Here is a 25,038-nt window from a genome sequence, read left to right on the forward strand (position 1 = left end):
AAACAGCCCACCAGGGAGCACCAGATGTTCGAGTACGAATTCCAGGCCCGCCACACCGAGCTCGTCCGGGCCGCCGCCCACGACCGTCTCCTCCGCGCCGCCCGCCAGGCCCGCAAGGAGGCCCGCCGGGCCCAGAGCGTGGGCAAGAACGAGGAGGGAGCCCCCAGTGGGCTCAGAGCCCTCCGCGACCACTTCACCCACGCCGCCTGAACGGGCGCCCGCAATGCGGACAGCGGGTGCCGGTGCCACGAAGGCCTGTGCGATGCTCGGCGACGTGGAGACCAGGTCAGTCAGCCCCGTGTTCGTCGGCCGCACAGGCGAACTGAGCACCCTCATCGATGCGCTCGCCCGCGCCACCGCGGGCGAGCCGCAGGCGTTGCTGCTCGGCGGTGAGGCGGGAGTCGGCAAGACGCGGCTCGTGGAGGAGTTCCTCGACCGGGCCACGACGGCCGTCGTCGCCGTCGGAGCGTGTGTGGAGATCGGCGCCGAGGGGCTGCCGTTCGCCCCCTTCTCGGCGGCCCTGCGCACCCTGCACCGCCTCCTCCCCGACGTGCTGGCCGCCGCTGCCGCCGGGCACGAGGACGAACTCGCCCGACTGCTCCCGGAATTGAGCGACGCCCCGTACGCCCACCAGGGCGGCTACGGTCCCGGCCGGACCGGCAGCGAGGACGCCACCGCGCGGCTCTTCGAGCTGACCGTGCGCCTCCTGGAGCGCGTCGCCGCCGACCACACCGTCGTCCTCGTCCTGGAGGACCTCCACTGGGCCGACGCCTCCACCCGGAACCTCCTGTCGTACCTGTTCCGCACGCTGCGCAGCGGGCGGCTGCTGGTGCTGGGGACGTACCGCGCCGACGACATCCACCGGCGGCACCCGCTGCGGCCCCTGCTCGCCGAACTCGACCGGCTGCGCACCGTACGCCGCATCGAACTGCCCCGGTTCACCCGCGAGGAAGTGCGGTTCCAGCTCACCGGAATCCTGGACTGCGTGCCCGAACCCGCCCTGCTGGACGAAGTGTTCGGCCGGTCGGACGGGAACGCCTTCTTCGTGGAGGAGCTGGCCGTCTCGATCGGCGGCGGCTGCCGGACCGGGCTCACCGACTCGCTCCGGGACCTGCTGCTCGTACGCGTCGAGGCACTGCCGGAGGACGCGCAGCGCGTCGTGCGGATCGTCGCCGAGGGCGGGTCGACCGTCGAGTACCCGCTGCTGCTGGCCGTCGCCCGGCTCGCCGAGGACGACCTGATCGAGGCGCTGCGGGCCGCCGTGGGCGCCAACCTGCTCCAGGCCGCGCCCGACGGGGAGGGGTACCGGTTCCGGCACTCGCTGGTGCGCGAGGCCGTCAGCGACGACCTGCTGCCCGGGGAGCGCTCACGCATCAACCGGCGGTACGCGGAGGTGCTGGAGGCCGATCCCTCGCTCGTCTGCCAGGAGGCCCGCGCCACCCGCCTCGCCAGCTACTGGTACGCCGCCCACGACGCCGCGAAGGCCCTGCCCGCCGTGCTCTCCGCCGCCGTCGAGGCCCGCAAGCGGTATGCGCGCTCCGAGCAACTCCAGCTCCTGGAGCGGGCTTTGGGGCTGTGGGACGACGCCCCCGAAGACGTGCGGGACGAACTGCGGCCCATCGACTACGCCGAGGTCTACCCGCCCTGCGGCTGCGACCCCGCCGCCGCCCCGCTGCGCTACCTCGACCTCATGGCCGAGGCCACCGTCGCCGCCCGCCTCGCCGGTGAGCGCGAGCGCGCCCTCAAGCTCGCCAAGCGCGCCCTGCGCATCCTGGAGGAGGAGGCGGGCACCGGCCCCGGCGGCGTGAACGAATCCGACACCCTGCGTGCCGCCTGGTTCTGGGTGCAGCGCGGCAAGGCGATCACCGGGCTCTCGCGCGGCGACGGCTGGGAGGAACTGGCCACCGCGCAGGAACTGCTGCGCGGGCTGCCGCCGTCCGCCGTGCACGCCGACATCCTCACCATGGCCGCCAGCTGGGCCATGCTCCACGAGCCCGGCCCCGAGGCCATCGCCACCGCCGAACGCGCCGTCGAGTACGCCCGCATGGTCGGCGCCGAGGACACCGAACTCCGCTCCCGGCTCACCCTCGGCGGCCTGATGGTCGACTCCGGCGACATCGACAACGGCCTCGCCGAGATGACCGCCGTACGCGAACTCGCCCTCGCCCGGGGCATCGTCTCCGTCGTCAACCACGCCCACACCAACATCCCCTCCCACCTCGAAGGCATCGGCCGCTCCCAGGAGTCCGCCGATCTCTGCGCCGTGGGCCTGGCCTACGCCCAGGACCACAACCTCGTCGACGGCGAGCACTGGATCCTCGGCAACCAGGCCGAGTCCTACTTCTCCCTCGGCCGCTGGGACGACGCCTCGGCCAACTTCCTGCGCACCGAACTCGCCGCCTCGCCCAGCATCCGCCCGCGCGGCACCGCCGCCCGCTGGCGGGCCGAGATCGCCCTGCACCGGGGCGAGATCGAGGAGGCCAAGGCGCAACTGGCCAAGTCCACAAGGTACTTCGGGCCGCACGACCGGATGCCGCAGCACGAGATGCCCCGCCACCAGCTCGCCGTCGCCATCGCCGCCCGCGAAGGCCGCGTCCTGGACGCCCGCAGCCAGCTCTTCGAGGCCATCGGCGACGGCTTCCCCCTCGGCATCCACCGCTACGCCTGGCCGCTCCTCCAGGAGGCCGCCGCCATGGAGGCCGACACCCGCACCCTCCCCGCGGCGGCCCCCGGCCGCGCCGACGCCCTCGCCCTGCTGCGCACCCACGCGCGCCGGCTCGCCACCGGAGCGCCCGTGTGGGAGGCGTACGAGAAGTGGGTGCGGGCCGAGCTGGCGCGCACGGAGGGGCGGGACACCCCCGAGGAGTGGGGCGCGGTCGTCACCGCCGTCGAACCGCTCGACCGGCCCTACGACCTGGCCCGGGTCCGGCTGCGCCTGGCCGTGGCCCTCCTGGACGCCGGTGTCGGTGCGGCGGTGGAGCCCGGCGGCCGGGAGCAGGCCGGGGAGCTCCTGCTGCTCGCCGGGGAGACCGCCGAACGGCTGGGCGCCCGGCCGCTCGCCGAACAGGTCGCCGCCGTCGCCCGGCGGGCCCGTCTCACCCCTGCCCCCGCGCCGGACACCTCCGGGGGGCAGGACTTCCACCTCACCCCGCGCGAACGCGACGTCCTGCGGCTCGTCGCCGCCGGGCGCAGCAACCGGCAGATCGCCGAGGCCCTCTACATCTCGCCCAAGACCGCGAGCGTCCACGTCTCCAACATCCTGGCCAAGCTGGAGGTCACCGGCCGGGGCGAGGCGGCGGCGGTGGCGCACCGGCTCGGACTCTTCCAGGAGGACGCGGTGGCGTAGCGCGGCGGGCGGGGTCACGGCCTATTTCACCGTCACCTTCAGGATGCGGTCGTCGCCGGGCTCCGGGGCGCCCCGGGAGTCCGTCTCGCTCGTGACCAGCAGCAACTGGTCGCCGCCCGTGGCCAGTACGGTCCGCAGCCGGCCGTACTTCTCGGTGAAGAACGCCTCGGGGGCCGCCACCGGCTTCGTGCCGTTCAACGGGATGCGCCACAGGCGTTCGCCGCGCAGGCCCGCCATCCACACCGAGCCCTCCGCGACGGCGATGCCGCTGGGGGAGGCCTCGGAGGTCTTCCACTGGGCGACCGGGGCGACGAAGCCCTCCTTCTGCTCCTGGCCCTCGACCTCGGGCCAGCCGTAGTTCTTGCCCGGCTCGATCAGATTCAGCTCGTCCCAGGTGTTCTGGCCGAACTCCGATGCCCACAGGCGGCCCTCCTTGTCCCAGGCCAGGCCCTGGACGTTGCGGTGGCCGAGGGAGTAGACGACCGAGTCGGCCTCCGGGTTGCCGTGGACCGGTTTGCCGTCCTTCGTCATACGCAGGATCTTGCCGCCGAGGGACTTCGGGTCCTGGGCGAGGCTGGTGTCGCCGGTCTCGCCCGTGCCCGCGTAGAGCATCTTGTCGGGGCCGAACGCGATGCGGCCGCCGTTGTGGTTGGAGCCCTTGGGGATGCCCTTGAACACCGTGTCCGGCGCGCCCAGTTGCTGGCCCGCCGGGCGCTTCTCGTCGTACAGCATGCGGGCGATGCGGTTGTCGGATGCGGTGGTGAAGTAGGCGTAGACCTGGTGGTCCGAGGCGTACGAAGGGGAGAGGGCGAGGCCCAGCAGGCCGCCCTCGCCGCCGGGGGCGGTGCCCACCACCTGGCCGACCGGGGTGAGCTTGCCGGTCTCGACGTCGACGCGGGTGATCGTGCCCTCGTCGCGGGAGGAGACCAGGAGGTCGCCCTCGGGGAGGGCGACGAGGCCCCAGGGGGACTTGAGACCCCGCGCCACCGTGCCGGTCACGGCGGCCTCCCCTTTGGCGGGGGCGCCCTGGGGGGTGGGGGTGGCCGTCCGGCCGGGAGGGGCGGCGGAACTCCCGGAGGGGGAAGGGGATTTGGGGGGTGTGCCGGAGCAGGCGGTGGCGAGGAGGAGGCAGGTGGCGGTGAGCAGGGTGGTGGCTGCGGGGTGGCGCACGGTTGGGGGTCCCTCCGTCGGTGAGGCCTGGCACTTGTTCATACACCGGCCGACTGCTCAGGGTTCCCACGTGAGGGAGAAGAGGGTTCCGTGCGGCCCCTCGAGCGGCGCTCAGTCCCACGACCCCCGTGCCCCAGGCAGCGAGGAGATCTCTGCCAGGTCCGACGGGGAGAGGACGAGGGATGCCGCCCCCGCGTTCTCCCTCGCCCAGTGGGGGCTCTTCGTGCCCGGGATCGGGATCACATGGCGGCCCTGCGAGAGGGTCCAGGCCAGGGCTACCTGGGCCGGGGTCACGGCCGGGCCGTGGCGTTCGGCCACGCGGCGCAGGCCGGCCACCACCGGTTGGTTGGCGGCCATCATTTCCGCGGTGAAGCGGGGGTGCCGGGCCCGCATGTCGTCCGGTTCGAAGCCCGAGCCGGGGGTGAGCGTGCCGGTGAGGAAACCGTTGCCCAGGGGCATGGCTGCCAGAAGGCCCACGCCGCGGGCCTCGCACCAGGGGAGGAGGGTGCGGAGGGCTTCGGGGGACCAGACGGAGAGTTCCGCCTCGACGGCCGCGACGGGGAACACCTGTTGCACCCGCTCCAGTTGGCGGATCGTTCCGTCGTGCAGGTCTCCCGCTGAAGGGCGGCCCACGCCCGTGCCTGTGCGGCGCGATGCCCGTGCGCCCAGCGCGCACAGCCCGAGGGCGCGCACCTTTCCCGCTCGTACCAGATCCGCCATCGCGCCCCAGGTCTCCTCGACGGGTATCTCCGGGTCCGCGCGGTGGAGTTGGTAGAGGTCGATGACGTCGGTCTGGAGGCGGCGGAGAGAGGCGTCGCAGGCGCGGCGGATGTAGGAGGGGCGGCCGTTGGCGACGATGTGCTGGTCGCCGACGAGCAGGCCCGCCTTGGTGGAGACGAAGGCCTCCGAGCGGCGTTCCCTGAGGACGCGGCCCAGGAGGAGTTCGTTGGTGAAGGGGCCGTACATGTCGGCCGTGTCCAGGAGGTTCGCCCCCAGATCGAGCGCCGTGTGCAGCGCCCGCACCGACTCCTCGCCGCGCCGGCGCGAACTCGTGTAGGCCCAGCTCATCGGCATGCAGCCGAGCCCGACTGCCCCCGTTTCGAGCGCTGTCGCCCCGATTGTCCTGCGCTCCACCGTGCCGTACCCCTCCGTCTTGCCGCGCCCCCAAACTAACCGTTGCAGGTCAGGCGAGTTCGCATAGCCTCCTGAGCATGAATGCGTACGACATCCAGCAACGCCCCGCAGACGTCTGGCTCCCGATGGACCCGGCCGGGATCGACGGGCTTCCCGACGCCGCCGAGCACGGCCTCGTCTACCGTGTCTGGGACGGGGAGGAGGAGTTCCCCGCCGATCCCGCCGACTGCGTTTTCTACGTGGTGCCGTACATGAAGGGGGCCGAGGTCGCCCTGCGGCCCGTTCCGGAGATGACCTCGCTGCGGGTCGTGCAGACCCTCACCGCCGGTGTCGACGACGTCCGGGCGTCGGTGCCGCAGGGGGTGCGGCTGTGCAATGCGCGGGGGGTGCACGAGGCGAGTACGGCCGAGTTGGCGCTCGCGCTCGTCCTGGCGTCGTTGCGGGGGATCCCCGGATTCGTGGAGGGGCAGCAGAGGGAGGAGTGGCGGTCGGGGTTCTATCCGGCGCTCGCGGACAAGTCCGTGGTCATCGTCGGGTACGGGTCCATCGGCGCCGCCATCGAGGACCGGCTCACCCCTTTCGAATGCGCGCGGGTGGCGCGCGTCGCGCGCTCCGCACGCACCACGGAGCGCGGCGACGTGCACGCGTTCACCGAACTGCCCCGGCTGCTGGCCGAGGCGGACGTGGTGATTCTGTCCATGCCGCTCACCGATGACACTGCCGGAATGGTCGACTCCGAGTTCCTGGGGCGGATGAAGGACGGGGCGCTGCTGGTGAATGTCGCGCGGGGGCCCGTCGTCGACACCAAGGCCCTGCTCGCCGAAGTCGCAGCGGGGCGGCTGCACGCCGCGCTCGACGTCACGGACCCGGAGCCGCTGCCCGCCGGGCATCCGCTCTGGCACGCCCCGAACACCTTGATCAGCCCGCACGTCGGCGGCAGTTCGTCCGCCTTCCTGCCCCGCGCCAAGCGGCTGATCGCCCGCCAGCTGAACCGGTTCGCCGCCGGGGAGGCGCTCGACAACGTGGTCGCGGGCCCGCGCTGACCCCACGTACCGACTGCCCGAAAAGTCCGCCCGCGGACACGCTCCGGAGCCGTGCGAACGCAACCAGTTCCCGTAATCCCGCTGGTAGTTACGGAGAGTAGAGCAACTATGTCCCTGAGTGACGGGACTGGTGTATCGTCCCGACCTAGGGGCTGCGCCATGCACCACACCCACGGCGCTGGGGAGCACGACGAACACTGCAAGGGGGGCGACGGGCGATGCACTGCCAATGGAGAGACGATCCGACGCGGCGAAGTCGGCGAAGCCGCAGGCAGCGGCCCGGCCGTCCCCGGATCCTTCGCCACCCGAAACCCCCGCACGGGGAGGTCCGGTGAGTGCCCCGGGGGCCGTCCTGGCCCAGCGTCCGACCACCGGTCGCAGCGGGTCGGGGCTGCTGCCCCAGCTCCTGCTCGCGCTCGTCTGCGGAGGATACGCCGCGGGCTCGGCCCTCGGCTGGGGATCGGCGGAAGTCGCGCTGATCATGGGCGACTTCGGTCTCGCCGTCGCCGCGTTCATCGCCGCCGTCTCCTGTTACTTCTACGCGCGGACCAGGGAGAGCCGCTTCAGGCCCGCCTGGCTGCTGTTCTCCGCCTCCTCCCTGATGGCGGCGGGCGGGAACGCGGTCTGGGGCTGGTACGAAGTGGTGCTGCGGCGCCAGGTACCGGCCCCTTCGCTTGCCGACTTCTTCTTCCTCTGCTTCGGGCCGCCCGCCATCATCGGCCTGCTGGTCCTCGCCAAACGGCCCGTCACCAGGGCCGGTTGGGTCTGCCTCGCCCTCGACGCCTGGCTGATCGCGGGCTCGCTGCTCACCCTCTCCTGGAGCCTGGCCCTCGCCCACACCGCCGAACTCAAGGGGGCGAACACGGCGCACGCCGCGCTCTCGCTCGCCTACCCGCTCCTGGACATCGCGCTCGTCAGCATGGTCCTGGCCCTGCACTTCCGCCGCTCCTCGGCGAACCGGGCCGCCATCAACACCGCCATCGCGGCCCTCGCCATGACCGTCCTGTGCGACGCGCTGTTCACCTCGCCGCTGCTGCGGGACAACTACCACTCCGGGCAGATCCTCGACGCCGGGTGGTTCGCCGGCTCGCTTCTCCTCGCGTACGCGCCCTGGGGGGTGAGCCGGGCCTCGCATCGGCCTCCGTACGGACAGCCGCAGGGGGCCCCGCCCCAGCCGGGGCGTGCCGTCCGGGCGGGCTCCAGCCGGCCGATCGCCGGATCGCTGGCCGCCCTCACCCCGTACCTCGCGGCCGCCGTCTGCGTGCTCGGCATCCTCTACAACGTCATGGACGGCCACAAGCTCGACCGCGTCGTCCTCTTCACCGGGTGCACGGTCGTGCTCGCCCTGGTCGTGCGCCAGGGCATCATGCTCGTCGACAACATCTCCCTCACCCAGGAACTGGCCCAGAAGGAGAACCACTTCAGGTCCCTGGTGCAGGGCTCCAGCGACGTCATCATGATCGCCGCGCCGACCGGGATACTGCGGTACGTCAGCCCCGCCGCCTCCGGTGTCTACGGACGCGAGGCGGAGGAACTGGTCGGTTCCGAGCTGGCCTCGATCATCCATCCCGCCGACCTCGGATCGGTCGTCCACGAGGTGCGGCGCTTCCTCGCCGCCTCCCCGCTGGAGGAGCCGACCACCCGTATCGAATGCCGTTTCAAGTCCGGGACGGGGGACTGGCTCAACGTCGAGTCCACCGTCAACCGGCACCAGGGCGGCCTCATCTTCAACAGCCGCGACGTCACCGAACGGGTGCGCCTGCAGGCCCAGTTGCAGCACAACGCCGAACACGACCCACTCACCGACCTGCCCAACCGGGCCCTGTTCACCAAGCGGGTGCGCCAGGCGCTCGCCGGGCGCCGGGCCACCGACCTCGGCACCGCCGTCCTCTTCATCGACCTGGACGGCTTCAAGGCGGTGAACGACCGATTGGGTCATCAAGCCGGCGACGAGCTGCTCATCCAGGCCGCCCGCCGCCTCCAGGACTCGGTCAGGATGGGCGACACCGCCGCCCGCCTCGGCGGCGACGAGTTCGCCGCCCTCATCCTCGGCGACGGCACCCGCGACCAGGCCGCCCGCGAGTACCAGGTCCACGAGATCGCCGACCGGCTCCGCCTCACCCTCTCGCAGCCGTACAAAGTGGACGGCAACGATGTCCGCGTCGCCGCCTCCATCGGCGTCGCCTTCGCCGAACCCGGCATCACCCCCACCGACCTCATGCGCAACGCCGACCTCGCCATGTACCGCGCCAAGGCCGCGGGCAAGGACCGCGTCGAGCTGTACGCCCCGCAGATGCAGGCCGAAGTCGTACGGCGTACGGAACTGGCCACCCGGCTGCGCACCGCCCTGCACGACGGCGAGTTCGCCCTGCTGCACCAGCCCGTCGTGAACCTCGCCACCGGACGGGTCGCCGCCGTCGCCGCCCAGGCCCGCTGGCGCTCCGCACAGGGCATCCTCTTCACCCCCGCCGAGTTCCTGCGGGTCGCCGACGACAGCGACCGCACCGCCGAACTGGGCCGCTGGCTCCTGGAGGAGGCCGTCGAGCAGGCCGCCGAGCGCGGCAGGGCCGGGCACTGCGTCCCCGTCACCGTCCGCCTCACCGCCCGCCGCCTCCTCGACCGGTCCATGCCGCTCGGCTCCGTGGAGGCCCTGCTCACCCGGCACGGGCTGCCGTCCGGGGCGCTCGTCATCGAGATCACCGACAGCGACCCACGGGTCTCCTACGACGACCTGGAGCACCGTCTGTCCGCCCTGCGCCGCCTCGGCGTACGGATCGCCCTCGACGGCTTCGGCAGCGGCTACGCGGCGATCAACGCACTGCGCCGGCTCCCCATCGACGTACTCAAACTGGACCGGGGGCTCATCGAGGGCGTCGTCGAGTCCCCCCGGCTGCACAAGATCACCAGCGGGCTGCTCAGGATCGCCACCGACCTCGGCATGGAGTCCGTGGCCGACGGCGTCGACCTCCCCGAGCAGGTGCAGGCGCTGCGCGCCATGGGCTGCACGCACGGGCTCGGGATGGCCTTCTCCGGGCCGCTGGACGAGTACCGGCTGCGCCGCGCACTCGTGCGCGGGGACTTCCCCGTACCCGGCGGAGAAGGCAGCGCACTGCCCGTGCTGGCCGGGGGACCGGTGGGCGGATCACTTCCCGTACGGCATACGAACGCACCCGGAATCGACTCGTTCACACATCCGCCATTGCGCTCAAATACTGAGACGTCCGTCCCACCCACTTGACACATCCAGTGGGCCGGAGGGAGGGTCAATGCCATGCGCACCCGAATTCTCGTACTTGGAAAGCGCGTCGGCTGAAGCACGGTTCACTGCTGAACCTGCTTGTCTGTCTCCGACGCGCTCCCCTCGCTTGCCTGACGGCACGGGGGGTTTTTTGTTGCACCGGCACGTTGCAAAACCACGCAAAACCCTCAGCTCAAACCCTCAGCTTCGAGAAGAGAATGCCGATGACCGAGCAGGCCACCGGGGCCCACCATCCGCAGCCCCGGCCCCGTCACCACGGATCCCAGACCAGCCCGATCGAGCACGTGACGGGCGCCAAGTCGCTCATCCGCTCCCTCGAAGAGGTCGGGGCCGACACGGTATTCGGCATTCCCGGCGGCGCGATCCTGCCGGCGTACGACCCGATGATGGACTCCACCCGGGTCCGCCACGTCCTGGTCCGCCATGAGCAGGGCGCGGGCCACGCGGCCACCGGTTACGCCCAGGCCACCGGCAAGGTCGGCGTCTGCATGGCGACCTCGGGCCCCGGCGCCACCAACCTGGTCACCCCGATCGCCGACGCCCACATGGACTCCGTCCCGCTGGTCGCGATCACCGGCCAGGTCGCGTCCAAGGCGATCGGCACGGACGCCTTCCAGGAGGCGGACATCTGCGGCATCACGATGCCGATCACCAAGCACAACTTCCTGGTCACCGACCCGGCCGACATCCCGCGCACCATCGCCGAGGCCTTCCACATCGCCTCCACCGGCCGCCCGGGCCCCGTCCTCGTCGACATCGCCAAGGACGCCCTCCAGGCGCAGACCACCTTCTCCTGGCCGCCCACCAACGACCTGCCCGGCTACCGGCCCGTCACCAAGCCGCACGCCAAGCAGATCCGCGAGGCCGCCAAGCTGATCACCGCCGCCAAACGGCCCGTCCTGTACGTCGGCGGCGGCGTCCTGAAGGCACGGGCCACCGCCGAGCTGAAGGTCCTCGCAGAGCTCACCGGAGCGCCCGTCACCACCACACTGATGGCGCTCGGCGCATTCCCCGACAGCCACCCGCTGCACGTCGGAATGCCGGGCATGCACGGTGCGGTCACCGCCGTCACCGCGCTCCAGAAGGCCGACCTGATCGTCGCCCTCGGCGCCCGCTTCGACGACCGCGTCACCGGCAAGCTGGACAGCTTCGCCCCCTTCGCGAAGGTCGTCCACGCCGACATCGACCCCGCCGAGATCGGCAAGAACCGCGCCGCCGACGTGCCCATCGTCGGTGACGCCCGCGAGGTCATCGCCGACCTGGTGCAGGCGGTCCAGGCCGAGCACACCGAGGGCAACAAGGGCGACTACAGCGCCTGGTGGAAGGACCTCAGCCGCTGGCGGGAGACGTACCCGCTGGGCTACGACCTCCCCGAGAACGGCCAGCTCTCCCCGCAGCAGGTCATCCAGCGCATCGGCGAGCTCGCCCCCGAGAACACCATCTACGCGGCCGGCGTCGGCCAGCACCAGATGTGGGCCTCGCACTTCATCCAGTACGAGCAGCCCGCGACCTGGCTCAACTCCGGCGGCGCCGGGACGATGGGCTACGCGGTCCCCGCCGCGATGGGCGCCAAGGCCGGCATGCCGGAGAACACCGTCTGGGCGATCGACGGCGACGGCTGCTTCCAGATGACCAACCAGGAACTCACCACCTGCGCCCTGAACAACATCCCGATCAAGGTCGCCATCATCAACAACGGCGCCCTCGGCATGGTCCGCCAGTGGCAGACGCTGTTCTACAACCAGCGCTACTCCAACACCGTGCTGCACAGCGGTCAGGACTGCGAGGGCAACGAGGCCAAGGGCACCCGGGTCCCCGACTTCGTGAAGCTGTCCGAGGCGATGGGCTGCTACGCGATCCGCTGCGAGCGCCCCGAGGACCTCGACAAGTGCATCGAGGAGGCCAACGCCATCAACGACCGCCCGGTCGTCGTCGACTTCATCGTCCACGAGGACGCCATGGTGTGGCCGATGGTCGCCGCCGGCACCTCCAACGACGAGGTCATGGCCGCCCGGGGCGTCCGCCCCGACTTCGGCGACAACGAAGACGACTGAGCGAGCAGAGAGAGCAGAGAGAGAATCATGTCCAAGCACACGCTCTCCGTCCTGGTGGAGAACAAGCCCGGCGTCCTCGCCCGCATCACCGCACTCTTCTCCCGGCGCGGCTTCAACATCGACTCCCTCGCCGTGGGGACCACCGAACACCCCGAGATCTCGCGCATCACCATCGTGGTGAACGTGATCGAGGCCCTGCCGCTGGAACAGGTGACCAAGCAGCTCAACAAGCTGGTCAACGTCCTGAAGATCGTCGAACTGGAGCCCGCCGCTGCGATCCAGCGCGAGCTCGTCCTGGTGAAGGTCCGCGCCGACAACGAGACCCGCTCCCAGATCGTCGAGATCGTCCAGCTGTTCCGCGCCAAGACCGTGGACGTCTCGCCGGACGCCGTGACCATCGAGGCCACCGGCGGCGCCGACAAGCTCGAAGCGATGCTCAAGATGCTGGAGCAGTTCGGCATCAAGGAGCTCGTGCAGTCCGGGACGATCGCCATAGGGCGCGGGGCGCGGTCCATCACCGACCGCTCGCTGCGCGCTCTCGACCGCACGGCGTAAGTACACGGCGTCAATACCGGGGCTCTCGGATACCGAGACCCGAAAACTTCCTTCCACACGCCCGCCGTACGGTGGGTCGCAACACCAGCACACATAGGAGAAACCCAGTGGCCGAGCTGTTCTACGACGCCGACGCAGACCTGTCCATCATCCAGGGCCGCAAGGTCGCGGTTCTCGGTTACGGCAGCCAGGGCCACGCCCACGCGCTGTCGCTCCGTGACTCGGGCGTCGACGTGCGCGTCGGTCTGCACGAGGGTTCGAAGTCCAAGGCCAAGGCCGAGGAGCAGGGCCTGCGCGTCGTCACCCCCGCCGAGGCGGCGGCCGAGGCCGACGTCATCATGATCCTCGTCCCGGACCCGATCCAGGCCCAGGTCTACGAGGAGTCCGTCAAGGACAACCTGAAGGACGGCGACGCCCTGTTCTTCGGCCACGGCCTGAACATCCGCTACGGCTTCATCAAGCCGCCGGCCGGTGTCGACGTCGCCATGGTCGCCCCGAAGGGCCCGGGCCACCTGGTCCGCCGCCAGTACGAGGAGGGCCGCGGCGTTCCGTGCATCGCGGCCGTCGAGCAGGACGCCACGGGCAAGGGCTTCGAGCTGGCCCTCTCCTACGCGAAGGCGATCGGCGGTACCCGCGCCGGCGTCATCAAGACGACCTTCACCGAGGAGACCGAGACCGACCTGTTCGGTGAGCAGGCCGTCCTCTGCGGTGGCACCGCCGCCCTGGTCAAGGCCGGTTTCGAGACCCTGACCGAGGCCGGTTACCAGCCGGAGATCGCCTACTTCGAGTGCCTCCACGAGCTGAAGCTCATCGTCGACCTGATGTACGAGGGCGGCCTGGAGAAGATGCGCTGGTCGGTCTCCGAGACCGCCGAGTGGGGCGACTACGTCACCGGCCCGCGCATCATCACGGACGCCACCAAGGCCGAGATGAAGAAGGTCCTCGCCGAGATCCAGGACGGCACCTTCGCCAAGCAGTGGATGGACGAGTACCACGGCGGTCTGAAGAAGTACAACGAGTACAAGACCGCTGACGAGAACCACCTGCTGGAGACCACCGGCAAGGAGCTCCGCAAGCTCATGAGCTGGGTGAACGACGACGAGGCGTAAGCCTTGAGCAGGTGAGGGGCCGCAGCTTCCGGGCTGCGGCCCCTCACCCGCACCCGCTTTCCCCGTGGCCGGACACCCGGTTTCCGGTGACCGGACCCCCGGTTGTCCGGTGGCCGGACCCCCGGCCTTCCGGTGGCCGGACTCGATACAACGTCCAGCCACGGACGGGTGATCCTGCCGAACGGGCGAAGAATCACCCGCTCGGCACCACTACACTTCTGAACCACATCTACGCGTCAGGCCCACAGCGTCGTGCGTCTTCCACGCGGCAAGCCCCTCCACCGCCTGCGGCCGTCGGGACGGCCGTCCGCAAAGGACCAGTGAGGACTCACGTGAGCACTGCCAAGCCTGTCGTACTCATCGCTGAAGAGCTGTCGCCCGCCACTGTCGACGCCCTGGGGCCGGACTTCGAGATCCGGCACTGCAACGGAGCCGACCGAGCGGAACTCCTGCCCGCCATCGCCGACGTGGACGCGATCCTCGTCCGCTCGGCCACCAAGGTCGACGCGGAGGCCATCGCCGCCGCGAAGAAACTCCGCGTGGTCGCCCGCGCCGGTGTCGGCCTCGACAACGTCGACGTCTCGGCCGCCACCAAGTCGGGCGTCATGGTCGTCAATGCGCCGACCTCCAACATCGTTACGGCCGCCGAGCTCGCCTGCGGTCTCATCCTGGCCACCGCGCGCAACATCCCGCAGGCCAACTCCGCCCTGAAGAACGGCGAGTGGAAGCGCTCGAAGTACAGCGGCGTCGAGCTGGCCGAGAAGACCCTCGGCGTGGTGGGTCTCGGTCGGATCGGTGCGCTGGTCGCCCAGCGGATGTCGGCCTTCGGGATGAAGGTCGTCGCGTACGACCCGTACGTGCAGCCCGCGCGGGCCGCCCAGATGGGCGTGAAGGTCCTGACGCTCGACGAGCTGCTTGAGGTCTCCGACTTCATCACGGTCCACCTGCCGAAGACCCCGGAGACGCTGGGCCTGATCGGTGACGAGGCGCTCCACAAGGTGAAGCCCGCTGTCCGGATCGTCAACGCGGCCCGTGGCGGCATCGTCGACGAGGCCGCGCTGTACTCGGCCCTCAAGGAGGGCCGCGTCGCGGGCGCCGGTCTCGACGTGTACGCGAAGGAGCCCTGCACGGACTCCCCGCTCTTCGAGCTCGACCAGGTCGTCTGCACCCCGCACCTCGGCGCGTCGACGGACGAGGCGCAGGAGAAGGCCGGTATCGCGGTCGCCAAGTCGGTGCGGCTGGCCCTGGCGGGCGAGCTGGTCCCGGACGCGGTCAACGTCCAGGGTGGCGTCATCGCCGAGGACGTACGTCCGGGTCTGCCGCTTGCCGAGAAGCTCGGCCGGATCTTCACCGCGCTGGCGGGCGAGGTCGCGGCCCGGCTCGACGTCGAGGTGTACGGCGAGATCACGCAGCACGATGTGAAGGTGCTCGAACTGTCCGCGCTGAAGGGCGTGTTCGAGGATGTCGTGGACGAGACCGTCTCGTACGTGAACGCGCCGCTGTTCGCGCAGGAGCGGGGGGTCGAGGTCCGTCTGACGACGAGCAGCGAGTCGCCGGAGCACCGGAACGTGGTGACCGTGCGCGGCACCCTGACGGGCGGCGAGGAGGTCTCGGTGTCCGGCACGCTCGCCGGTCCGAAGAACCTCAAGAAGATCGTCGCCATCGGCGAGTTCGACGTGGACCTGGCGCTCGCCGACCACATGGTCGTCCTGCGCTACCAGGACCGTCCGGGCGTCGTCGGCACGGTCGGCCGCGTGCTGGGCGAGGCCGGGCTGAACATCGCGGGCATGCAGGTCTCGCGGGCGGACGCGGGCGGCGAGGCGCTGGCCGTGCTCACCGTGGACGACACGGTTCCGCAGTCGGTGCTGACGGAGCTGGCGGAGGAGATCGGCGCGGCTTCGGCGCGGTCGGTCAACCTGGCGGACTAGGGCGCTAGTCGGGCCCTGATTTCTCTGCGTACCCCTGTTTTAGACGTGCGTCTTATACGCGCGTCTAGAGCGGGGGTACGCTGCGTTCATGGGACATCGTGAAGATTTGCTCGAAGGCGCCAAGCAATGCCTGCTGGACAAGGGGTACGCCCGGACCACGGCCCGTGACATCGTCGCGGCGTCCGGGACGAACCTCGCGTCCATCGGGTACCACTACGGGTCGAAGGACGCACTGCTCCAGCGGGCCTTCCTCGCGTTGACGGAGGAGTGGGGGGAGGCGGTCGGGCCGGCGGGGGAGGGCGCGCTGCCCTCCGACCCGTACGAACGCTTCGAGGTGATCTGGGGGCGGTTCATCGACTCCTTCGAGATGAGCCGGAAGGTGTGGACGCTCCAGTTGGAGGTCGTGACGCGGCTGGAGCACGACGAGGCGCTGCGGGCGGCCATCAAGGGGCCGCAGGAGGAAGGGCGGTTGGGGCTCGCGGAGGCATTCCTGGGGATGGACCAGGAGGCGGACCCGGAGCGGGCGCGGGTGGCGGGGATGCTGACGCAGGCGCTCATGGCGGGCGTGATGATCCAGTGGATGACGGATCCGGGGACGGCGCCGTCGGCGAGGGATCTTGCGGAGGGGCTGCGGGCGATCATGGCGCCGGGGGCTTGATTCTGGGTGCGGGTGCGGGTGCGGGTGCGGGTGCGGGGCGGTGGGTGGTCTCTGTCCCGTGCGGGTGCGTCGTGGCTGGTCGCGCAGTTCCCCGCGCCCCCGGATGGATGCCCTCCGGGCACCATCCCCCTTTCCCCGCGTCCCCTTGGACGGCGGGGCCCACCCCGGCACCGGCCCCCACCTGCACCTCCGGCGCCGGACCGGCTTGGCCCTGCGCGGATGGGTCCGGAGTGGGGTCCTGGGGCCCATGACGGGGTGGGCGGGGCGGCCTAGCTTGGGCATCCCCGTGTGGCATTCCGCTTGCGGGGTGCGGCAGTTGGGGTGATGCATGTCTGCGCTCGGCGGCATACCTGCGGGGCCGGTTCCGGTACGTACCGGACCGCCCCCGCTCCCGTTCCCCGTGGCGGCCGCGCGGGCGTTGGTGCAGTTGCTGTTCGGGCTGAGCCTCCTCGGCGGGCTCGGGCTCCTCGGGTCCGGGCTCGCGGTGGACGGGCCGTTGGCCCAGTTGGTCGGGCTCGTGCTGTACGGGGCCGCGCCCGGCGTGGTCGGGATGCTGCTGGCGCGCCGGGTGCGTACCGGTGGGCGGCGGGTGCGGGGCGGGCTGATCGCCGTACAGCTGTGGATGGTCGCGGGGGCCGTCGGGAACATCGGGGGCGGGTCCGGGCGCGGGTTCGCGCAGTTGGTGCTGCCGTTGCTGGTGCTGTGGTTCCTGACGCGGGCGGAGAGCCGGGAGTGGTTCGGCAGGCCGGGGCGGGAGGCAGGGGAGTTACGCCGGCGTGCCGGGTGGCGGTTCTCGTTGCCGCGGATGATCCGGTGGCGGCGGGACCGGGGGCAGTCCACCGCCGAGTACGCCGGGCTCGTCGTCATCATCGCGGGCATCGTGCTCGCCCTCACCCTGACCGGGTTCGGCGGCCGGATCGTCGACGGCATCCGGACGGCTGTCTGTTCCATCACGAGTGGTGCGGATTGTGGTGGGGGTGCGGGCGGGGGAGGAGGCGATCAGGCGCAGGGGCGGCCGCCTGCGGGTGGTGCGGGTGGTGCGGGTGGGGGAGCCGGGGGTTCGGGCGGGGCGGATGCCTGGGGCGCGGTGGGTGGCACCGGGGGTGGTGGTCCCGGGGGTGGCGGTGCGGGTGGTGCTGGAGACACGGGTGGGGCCACCGGTGGAGGACCAGGCGGTGCGGGTGGGGCCGGGGAGGATGTCGCTCCCGTTGACGGGATCGGGCCGGAGGGCGGGGACGACGCCTCCGGTGAAGGGGAGGAGCCGGAGGAGCAGTACGACGTACCGGAGGCCGATCCCGACGATCCCCAGCAGCAGCCGCAGGAGAAGCCCGAGGAGGAAGAGGAGGAGGACTGCTCCGGGTGGGGCATGTTCGGGTGCGCCGCCGACAGGGTCGGGCAGGTTTTTCAGGGCGTCGTCGTGGACGGCGTGGTGGGCGATGTCACCGGGTTCTTCGGGCTGTTCAGCGCGGACACCTGGTCCGGTATCGGTGACTACGGCAAGCAGATCGCCGGGGACTGGGCCGAGAACGCCAAGAAGGCGCCCGGCAAGTGGGCGAGCGGGGATTACTTCGGGGCGATCGGCGACTGGGCCACAGCCACCGGCAAGTCCGCCGTCGGCATCGCGGACGACCTCTTCGTCGGCGACGAGGTCCGCGAGCGGTGGAACAACGGGCAGAAGACGCGGGCCGTCTCGAATGTGGTCTGGAACGTCGGCTCGCTCTTCATCCCCGGGTACGACGTCGCCAAGGTCGCCGGGAAGTTCACCCACCTGGGCAAGGCCGCCAAGGGCGTCGCCGAGGCCGCGGAGGCCGCCGGGGACGCGGGCGCCGCCGCCAAGCGGGCCCGAAAGGCGGCCGAGGCGGGGGATGTCGAGGGGGCGCGGAAGGCCGCCAAGGAGGCGGACGAGGCCGCCGACAAGGCGGAGGAGCGGGCGCGGCGGACGGGGTGCTCGATTGCGCTGCCGTACGGACCCGGCATGGCTGGAGTGCCCGGTTCCGGTACGGGCCTCATCGCGGCCGGACCCGCGCCCCGTATCCGTTACCTCGCCGACGAGGGCTGCGACACGACCGCCAAGAAGGAGGCGGAGGAGGCCAGGAAGCAGGAGCGGGACGCCTATCTGGCGAAGAAGCGCGCCGAGGAACCGGCCCGCGCGGCCCAGGCGGCGAAGGACGCGAAGAAGTGGCCCGATCCGGTGCACGGGGACAAGAAGGATCCTCGCAACTACGAGCCGGGTGCCTTCGCCAAGGACCTGAAGACCCCGACCCTGGGCGACGCCGACCTCGGCGACGGCTACTGGGCGAGCCGGGACCGCAACCCCGCACCCACCTTCAAGAACGAGTCCTGGCTCCGCTACCAGGAGCAGATCACGGGCACCACGCGCGGCCACGAGTACGTCGTGCCGCACCCCGAGAAGGGCAAGAGGGCGGTGGAGTTCGACGGCTGGGACTCCGGACGCCAGGTGTTCCTGGAGGCCAAGAACGGTTACGACAGCTACCTCGCCCGGCCCGGCAAGACCAAGCTCACCAAGTCCGGCGCGGACAAGTTCGTGGCCGAGGCCCAGGGGCAGCTCGCCGCCGCGAAGGGGAAGACCGTCGAGTGGCACTTCTCCAACAAGGAAGTGGCCGCCGCTGCCCAGAAGCTGTTCGACGGCAAGGAGATGCCGATCGTGGTGAAGGTGACGAAGCGGGAGCCAGGGGGTCCCAAGAAGCCGGACGCCTTTGACTAACCTGCCCCGGAGACAGGTGACTTGCAACACCGCAGAACACCGCACGTGGTGCGTGAGAGCTGATGGAGGCCGGAGATGGAATGCATGGTGCGGGGTTTCTGGGGGCCCCGGGCGGAATCGGCGGAAGCTCTGGCGTCCCGCTGGAAGGCAACGCTGGACAGGCTTGCCGAACTGCTCCCCGAGGCCGTGCCGGGCGGCGGGGAGGGCTGGCACCGCATCCGTACGAACGGGCCCGCGCTGCCCCTGCGGCCCGATGTGCCCTCCCTCCTGGCCGCGCTCGAGGAAGAGCTCGCGGAGGACGACTGGTCGGACCAGACCGGTGTCGCGCCCAGCCTCGTGTGCGAGGGGGCGCCGGGGTGGGAGGTCTCGGTGTCCGGCCGGGGCGGCGGTGTTTCCGGGCATCTGTCGCAAGCGGTGCTCGTCGACGTCGAGTGCCCGGACGGTGCCGAACTCCCGGAGGCCGAACTCCTCGCAGCGCTCGCCGAGTTGTGGGACCCGGACTACGGGAACGTGGTCGACCACGACCTTCTGGGCACGCTGCGGGAGGCCGGGGCCAAGGTCGGTGAACCCAGTGCCGGCCGGGTCGGCTACCTCTCCCCGGCCCGCGCCGCCCTCGTCCCCGACGAACTGAAGGCCGTACGCACTCCGCTCTCCACCGGCGGAGTCCTCCTCGACATCGCCGCGCCGGGCGACCACGAAGCCGCACTCGCCGCCCACTTGTGCCTGCGCGAGTCCGGCGCCCTCCAGCCCCTGCCCAAGCCGATGGACCGGAGCAAGCTGTGAACGCGCGCGGCGGCGAGACCTTCGAGGCCGGGCGGGCCCGCGCCGAGATCGACGCCCTGCTCGCCGGAGCCGTTCCCGCGTCCGGGCCGACGAACGTCGAGCGGCAGAAGTACACCGGGAACTGGCTGTCCTCCCGTGGTGCGGGCTTCGTGATCGCCGAACTCTGGGCGGGCGAGGACCTGAGCGGGGTGTACGGCCGCGAATGGGATGCCGCCGAGGAGCAGGCGTCCGGCCATCTCGACGTGCTGACCGAGGAGTTGGACGCCCGCTGGGGTACGCACGAGGAGGTCGGCATGACGGCGGCCGTCTTCCGGGCGACGAGCGGCGATCCCGTACCGCCGCTGTACACGGAGCTGCGCAACCTCGACGCCTTCGGAGACCTGCGGGTCTGGGGTCCCGTACGGGTACCCGACGGGGACAGCGACCGCTGGGTCGGGATCTCCGTCAACCAGATCGACGGCGACACCCCGCACTTCCTGATCGCCGTCGTGACGGACCGGCCGATCAGGGAGCCGGAGGAGGGCGAGGAGGCCGGCCCTCCGGCGGCTTCCCGCACGGTCCCCGAGGCCCCTCGGTCCCGCCGAGTCGTACGGGCCTTCTGGGGCCCCCGGCCGGAAACCCCGGAGGGCCTGGCGGCCCGCTGGGCACCCACCCTGCGCCGTGTCGCCGAACTCGTGCCCGAGGCGGGGGACCGGGCCGCCGACCCGTGGACCTGGCACCGGATCACCGCCAACGGCCCGGCCACGCCCGTGGCCGCCGACCAGGAGTCCTTGGTCCGGGCCCTGCGCGACGACGGGGACGGCAGCCTGTCCCTCGTGATCGAAGGGGAGGAAGGGTGGTCGCTCGACATCAGCGGCCACGCGGGTCACGCCAGTGCGTACCTCTCCCAGTCGGTGGTCCTCACCGTGCGCGCCCCGCACTCCGCATCCGTCCGTGAGGCCGAACTCCTCGCGTGTGTCGCGGAGTTGTGGGATCCGGACATCGGCAACGTCCTGGACGACGACGTCTTCGACCTCCTGGAGGAACGGGCCGACCTCCAGCCCGGGGACGACAACGCAGGATGGCTGACCTATCTCTCGCCGGGCCGCGCCGCTCTCGTTCCCGACGATCTCAAGGCCGTACGTACGACGCTTGCGACCGGCGGAGTCCTGCTGGATCTCGCCGCGCCGAGCGACCACGAGGCCGTGCTCGCCGCGCATGTGCGTCTGCGGGATTCCGCTGCGCTCCAGCCGCTGCCGACGCCCATGGACCGCAGCAAGCTCTGAGGTCAGAGCTTCGCGGCCTTGAGGGACATGTGGAGGAGGAGGCGGTCCTCGCCCTCGTGCAGGTCCAGGCCGGTGAGCTGCTCCACCCGGGAGAGCCGGTAGTAGAGGGTCTGGCGGTGGATGTTCAGGGCCGTGGCCGTGCGGCCCGCCTGGCCCGCGCAGTCGAGGAACACCTCGGCGGTACGGGCGAGTTCGGCATGGGCGGGGGCCAGGAGCGGGCTCACCGCCGGGTCGACCGGGTGGCCGGGGCCGCTGTCCGGGAGGGCGGCCAGCAGGCGGTACGGGCCGATCGCCGACCACTCCGCGACCGGGCCCAGATGCGGGCGGGCCAGCGCCGCCCGTGCGGCGGCGGACGCCTCTCGCCAGGCGGCGGGCAGGTCGGCCAGGCTGCGGACGGGGGTGCTCAGGCCCACGGTGCGGGTCCCCTCCGCACCCAGTAGCCCCCGCGCCGCCCCGTGCGCCGGGCCCAGGTCCCCGCCCGCGCTCAGCCGGACCAGGACCGCGAGGCGCGGGCCGGACGCGCCCGGCACCGGGACCAGGGTCAGCACGGATGCGCCCGGGACCGTACGCATGCCCGGGACGGGGTCCTGCCAGGGGGCGACGCACAGGAGTCCGTACGGTCCGCCCGTGCCGAGCGGGGCCGAGAGGGTGGCCAGGGCCGAGGCGCGGCGTTCGTCGGAGTCGGAGGTGAGGAGGGTGTTGAGGTGCGGGCCGAGGTCGGCGCGGGCGCGGGCCTCGTCGGCGAGCTGGGCACCGATCCGGCCGCACACGGACATCGCGGCGTCGAGGGCCGAGTCGGGGAGGGAAGGCACCGAAGCGTCCGCCGCGAGCAGCCAGACGTACCCGTAGACGGTGCCCCTGTGACGTACGGGAAGACAGAGGCGGCCGCGCAGGACGCCCGCCGCCGGGTCCGCCGGGATGCGGACCGGGCCGGCGGCGGAGGTGATGCCGAAGCGTTCGAACCAGGCGCGGACCTCGGTGGTGGACCGGCGGGTCAGGATCGAGCGGGTGCGGACCGGGTCCATCGCGCCCGCGTCCTCGCTGTCGTGCGCGCCGAAGGCGATCAGCCGGAAATCCCGGTCCTCAAGGGTGGCGGGGGCGCCGAGGAGCGCGGAAATCTCGTCGACCAGGTCCTGGTAATCGGCATTCACGAGCCCATTCTCGCACCGGCGAACCGGTTCTTCAGACATCTGTATGAGGCGGGGGCTCCGGATGCGTGACAGCTGTCGATAGTCCAGGCTCGGCGCGATACCTAGATTTCACCGTGGTTATCCGTGCCGTCCCAGTTCTGTCACAAAAGACCTGGTAGACGGCCCCTTCGACACTTATTCGTGGAGGTGCCCCGTGCTGGGTCCCGTGATCCTCGCCGCATCGCGCAGCGACCAGATGCGCCGTTTCGTCTCGGCTGCCCCGGGCACCAAACAGGTCGTCGACCGGTTCATCGCCGGTGAGTCCGTCGACCAGGTCGTGCCGATCGTCGTCGACGCCGCCGCCAAGGGCCTCGAAGTGACGCTGGACGTCGTCGGTGAGGACATCACGACCCGCGAGCAGTCGTACGCCGCCCGCGACGCGTACCTCGACCTGATCGCGCACCTCAAGGACCTGGGTCTGGGCACCCGCGCCGAGATGTCCGTGAAGCTCTCGATGTTCGGCCAGGCGCTGGAGGGCGGCCACGAGCTGGCCCTCGCGAACGTGCGCCCCGTCGTCGAGGCCGCCGCCGCGATCGGCACCACGGTCACCCTGGACGCCGAGGACCACACCACCCTCGACTCGATGTTCGCCATCCACGAGGAGCTGCGGAAGGACTTCCCGCAGACCGGCTGCGTCATCCAGGCGTACCTCTTCCGCACCGAGGACGACGCCCGCCGCCTGGCCGCCGCCGGCAGCCGCGTGCGCATCGTGAAGGGCGCCTACAAGGAGCCCTCCTCCGTCGCGTACCAGGACAAGGCCGAGATCGACAAGGCGTACGTCCGCATCACGCGCATCCTGATGGAGGGCGACGGCTACCCGATGATCGGGTCCCACGACCCGCGCCTGATCGCCATCGCACAGGAGCTCGCCCGGCGCGCCGGGCGCAAGCTGGACGAGTACGAGTTCCAGATGCTCTACGGCATTCGCAGCGAGGAGCACGTCCGGCTGGCCGCCGAGGGACACCGGATGCGCGTCTACACGGCGTACGGCACCGACTGGTACGGCTACTTCATGCGCCGCCTGGCCGAGAAGCCCGCGAACCTGCTCTTCTTCGGGCGTTCGGTCCTCACCAAGAACTGATCCCCCACGGGGTCCCACCCCACCGGGCCCCCCTTTCCCCCCACACTTCTCGTCCCCGACGACACCCCGACGCAAGGAGCCAAGGAACACATGGACGCAGTGACCCAGGTCCCCGCCCCGGTCAACGAGCCGGTGCACTCCTACGCCCCCGGTTCGCCGGAGCGCGCCCGCCTGGAGGCCAAGCTCAAGGAGCTGGCCGAGAACCCGATCGACCTCCCGTGCACCATCAACGGCGAGAAGCGGATGGGTGGTGGCGACCGCTTCGACGTCCGCCAGCCGCACAACCACAAGTCGGTCATCGGTACGTACGCCAACGCCACCACCCAGGACGCCCAGGACGCGATCGACGCCGCCCTGGCCGCCGCCCCGGCGTGGCGCGCGATGTCCTTCGACGACCGCGCGGCGATCATCCTGCGCGCCGCCGAGCTGCTCTCCGGCCCGTGGCGCGAGACCATGGCCGCCTCCACCATGCTCGGCCAGTCGAAGACCGCCCAGCAGGCCGAGATCGACACCCCGTGCGAGCTCGTCGACTTCTGGCGCTTCAACGTCAAGTACGCCCGCGACATCCTCTCCGAGCAGCCCCCGGCGAACGCGCCCGGCGTGTGGAACCGCATGGACCACCGCCCGCTCGAAGGCTTCGTGTACGCGATCACGCCGTTCAACTTCACGGCCATCGCGGGCAACCTGCCCACCGCCCCGGCGCTCATGGGCAACGTCGTCGTGTGGAAGCCGTCCCCGACGCAGACCCACGCCGCCGTGCTGCTCATGCAGCTCCTGGAGGAGGCCGGGCTGCCCAAGGGCGTCATCAACCTGGTCACCGGTGACGGCATCGCCGTCTCCGAGGTCGCCCTGAACCACCGCGACCTGGCCGGCATCCACTTCACCGGCTCCACCCCGACCTTCCAGTACCTGTGGAAGACGGTCGGCGAGAACATCGCGAAGTACCGCACGTACCCGCGTCTCGTCGGCGAGACGGGCGGCAAGGACTTCGTCGTCGCGCACCCCAGCGCCGACCGCGCCGTCCTGAAGACCGCGCTGACCCGCGGCTCCTTCGAGTACCAGGGCCAGAAGTGCTCGGCCTCCTCGCGCGCCTACGTTCCGGCCTCCATCTGGAACGACGGCTTCAAGGAGGAGTTCGCGGCCGAGGTCGACGGCATCACCATGGGTGACGTCACCAACCTCGACAACTTCATCGGCGCCGTCATCGACGAGCGTTCCTTCGCGAAGAACAAGGCGGCGATCGACCGCGCCAAGGCCGACGACTCCTGCACCATCGTCGCCGGTGGCACCTACGACGACTCGGTCGGCTACTTCGTCCGCCCGACCGTCATCGAGTGCTCGGACCCGGCCAACGAGGTCTTCACGACCGAGTACTTCGGCCCGATCCTGGCCGTGCACGTGTACGAGGACGACCAGTACGACGCCATGCTGGAGCAGATGGAGTCGGTCTCCGACTACGCCCTGACCGGCGCCGTCATCGCCAACGACCGCGCCGCCGCCGCCCACACGATGGAGAAGCTGCGCTTCGCCGCGGGCAACTTCTACATCAACGACAAGTCGACGGGCGCCGTCGTCGGCCAGCAGCCGTTCGGCGGAGGTCGCGCCTCCGGTACGAACGACAAGGCCGGCGCCCCGCAGAACCTCCAGCGCTGGACCCTGACCCGGGCCATCAAGGAGACCCTGGTCCCGCCGACCGACTACCGCTACCCGCACCAGGGCTGAGCCCCTGGGCTGCGCC

17 protein-coding genes are annotated in these 25,038 nt (G+C 71.1%); 14 read left to right on the forward strand and 3 right to left on the reverse strand.

Features of this window, described 5'->3' with window-relative positions:
* Positions 1-24: 24 nt before the first annotated feature.
* Entirely contained in the window at positions 25-210 is a 186-nt protein-coding gene (locus IE269_RS26930) for a hypothetical protein (protein ID WP_189825756.1), read from the forward strand.
* 52 nt (positions 211-262) lie between these two features.
* Positions 263-3,346 carry a helix-turn-helix transcriptional regulator gene (locus IE269_RS26935; RefSeq protein ID WP_189825940.1) on the forward strand — a complete coding sequence of 1,028 codons (3,084 nt, stop codon included), beginning with the start codon at positions 263-265 and terminating at the stop codon, positions 3,344-3,346.
* Positions 3,347-3,367: 21 nt separating this feature from the next.
* Here IE269_RS26935 and IE269_RS26940 read toward each other — a convergent pair whose 3' ends face one another.
* Complete coding sequence (locus IE269_RS26940; protein WP_189825757.1) at positions 3,368-4,558, reverse strand: PQQ-dependent sugar dehydrogenase; 1,191 nt, start codon at positions 4,556-4,558, stop codon at positions 3,368-3,370.
* Positions 4,559-4,627: 69 nt separating this feature from the next.
* Entirely contained in the window at positions 4,628-5,650 is a 1,023-nt protein-coding gene (locus IE269_RS26945) for an aldo/keto reductase (protein WP_189825758.1), read from the reverse strand.
* Between the two features lie 125 nt (positions 5,651-5,775).
* Between IE269_RS26945 and IE269_RS26950 the strand changes: the two genes are divergently transcribed.
* The 10 genes from IE269_RS26950 (at position 5,776) to IE269_RS43315 (ending at position 21,029) form a co-directional block, all read left to right on the forward strand.
* Positions 5,776-6,693: a 2-hydroxyacid dehydrogenase gene (locus IE269_RS26950; protein ID WP_229898271.1), complete on the forward strand. Its 918-nt coding sequence runs from the start codon at positions 5,776-5,778 to the stop codon at positions 6,691-6,693.
* 331 nt (positions 6,694-7,024) lie between these two features.
* Positions 7,025-9,931 (forward strand): EAL domain-containing protein, encoded by a 2,907-nt coding sequence (locus IE269_RS26955; RefSeq protein ID WP_189825760.1) that lies wholly within the window; start codon positions 7,025-7,027, stop codon positions 9,929-9,931.
* A gap of 218 nt (positions 9,932-10,149) precedes the next feature.
* Entirely contained in the window at positions 10,150-12,006 is a 1,857-nt protein-coding gene (locus tag IE269_RS26960; protein ID WP_189825761.1) for an acetolactate synthase large subunit, read from the forward strand.
* 27 nt (positions 12,007-12,033) lie between these two features.
* Positions 12,034-12,561 carry an acetolactate synthase small subunit gene (gene ilvN / locus IE269_RS26965; RefSeq protein ID WP_189825762.1) on the forward strand — a complete coding sequence of 176 codons (528 nt, stop codon included), beginning with the start codon at positions 12,034-12,036 and terminating at the stop codon, positions 12,559-12,561.
* Between the two features lie 107 nt (positions 12,562-12,668).
* Positions 12,669-13,670, forward strand: coding sequence for a ketol-acid reductoisomerase (gene ilvC, locus IE269_RS26970; protein WP_189825763.1), 1,002 nt, complete (start codon positions 12,669-12,671; stop codon positions 13,668-13,670).
* Between the two features lie 332 nt (positions 13,671-14,002).
* On the forward strand, positions 14,003-15,598 hold the full coding sequence (serA, locus tag IE269_RS26975) for a phosphoglycerate dehydrogenase (RefSeq protein ID WP_189825764.1): 1,596 nt from the start codon (positions 14,003-14,005) through the stop codon (positions 15,596-15,598).
* An 88-nt stretch (positions 15,599-15,686) separates the two neighbouring features.
* On the forward strand, positions 15,687-16,256 hold the full coding sequence (locus IE269_RS26980; protein ID WP_189825765.1) for a TetR/AcrR family transcriptional regulator: 570 nt from the start codon (positions 15,687-15,689) through the stop codon (positions 16,254-16,256).
* A gap of 328 nt (positions 16,257-16,584) precedes the next feature.
* A complete protein-coding gene (locus tag IE269_RS26985) occupies positions 16,585-18,981 on the forward strand; it encodes a Tox-REase-5 domain-containing protein (protein WP_189825766.1) in 2,397 nt (798 codons plus the stop codon).
* 75 nt (positions 18,982-19,056) lie between these two features.
* Positions 19,057-19,764 carry a hypothetical protein gene (locus IE269_RS26990; RefSeq protein ID WP_189825767.1) on the forward strand — a complete coding sequence of 236 codons (708 nt, stop codon included), beginning with the start codon at positions 19,057-19,059 and terminating at the stop codon, positions 19,762-19,764.
* Positions 19,761-21,029 (forward strand): hypothetical protein, encoded by a 1,269-nt coding sequence (locus IE269_RS43315; protein WP_308436986.1) that lies wholly within the window; start codon positions 19,761-19,763, stop codon positions 21,027-21,029. Before IE269_RS26990 ends, IE269_RS43315 begins: the two co-directional genes overlap by 4 nt.
* 2 nt (positions 21,030-21,031) lie before the next feature.
* Here IE269_RS43315 and IE269_RS27000 read toward each other — a convergent pair whose 3' ends face one another.
* Positions 21,032-22,180: a PucR family transcriptional regulator gene (locus IE269_RS27000; protein WP_189825768.1), complete on the reverse strand. Its 1,149-nt coding sequence runs from the start codon at positions 22,178-22,180 to the stop codon at positions 21,032-21,034.
* 193 nt (positions 22,181-22,373) lie between these two features.
* Between IE269_RS27000 and IE269_RS27005 the strand changes: the two genes are divergently transcribed.
* Both IE269_RS27005 and pruA read left to right on the forward strand, forming a co-directional pair.
* Positions 22,374-23,300, forward strand: a complete 927-nt coding sequence (locus IE269_RS27005) for a proline dehydrogenase family protein (protein WP_189825769.1) — start codon at positions 22,374-22,376, stop codon at positions 23,298-23,300.
* Between the two features lie 90 nt (positions 23,301-23,390).
* Positions 23,391-25,022, forward strand: coding sequence for an L-glutamate gamma-semialdehyde dehydrogenase (gene pruA, locus IE269_RS27010; RefSeq protein ID WP_189825770.1), 1,632 nt, complete (start codon positions 23,391-23,393; stop codon positions 25,020-25,022).
* Positions 25,023-25,038 lie beyond the last annotated feature (16 nt).

This window comes from Streptomyces spiroverticillatus (assembly GCA_014650415.1).
Taxonomy (GTDB): Bacteria; Actinomycetota; Actinomycetes; order Streptomycetales; family Streptomycetaceae; genus Streptomyces; species Streptomyces spiroverticillatus.

Coding starts and splice junctions, on each gene's coding strand:
- IE269_RS26930 (WP_189825756.1), top strand. CDS start 25: ATGTTCGAGTACGAATTCCAGGCCCGCCACACCGAGCTCGTCCGGGCC.
- IE269_RS26935 (WP_189825940.1), top strand. CDS start 263: ATGCTCGGCGACGTGGAGACCAGGTCAGTCAGCCCCGTGTTCGTCGGC.
- IE269_RS26940 (WP_189825757.1), bottom strand. CDS start 4,558: ATGAACAAGTGCCAGGCCTCACCGACGGAGGGACCCCCAACCGTGCGC.
- IE269_RS26950 (WP_229898271.1), top strand. CDS start 5,776: ATGGACCCGGCCGGGATCGACGGGCTTCCCGACGCCGCCGAGCACGGC.
- IE269_RS26960 (WP_189825761.1), top strand. CDS start 10,150: ATGCCGATGACCGAGCAGGCCACCGGGGCCCACCATCCGCAGCCCCGG.
- ilvN (WP_189825762.1), top strand. CDS start 12,034: ATGTCCAAGCACACGCTCTCCGTCCTGGTGGAGAACAAGCCCGGCGTC.
- IE269_RS26980 (WP_189825765.1), top strand. CDS start 15,687: ATGGGACATCGTGAAGATTTGCTCGAAGGCGCCAAGCAATGCCTGCTG.
- IE269_RS26985 (WP_189825766.1), top strand. CDS start 16,585: ATGTCTGCGCTCGGCGGCATACCTGCGGGGCCGGTTCCGGTACGTACC.
- IE269_RS26990 (WP_189825767.1), top strand. CDS start 19,057: ATGGAATGCATGGTGCGGGGTTTCTGGGGGCCCCGGGCGGAATCGGCG.
- pruA (WP_189825770.1), top strand. CDS start 23,391: ATGGACGCAGTGACCCAGGTCCCCGCCCCGGTCAACGAGCCGGTGCAC.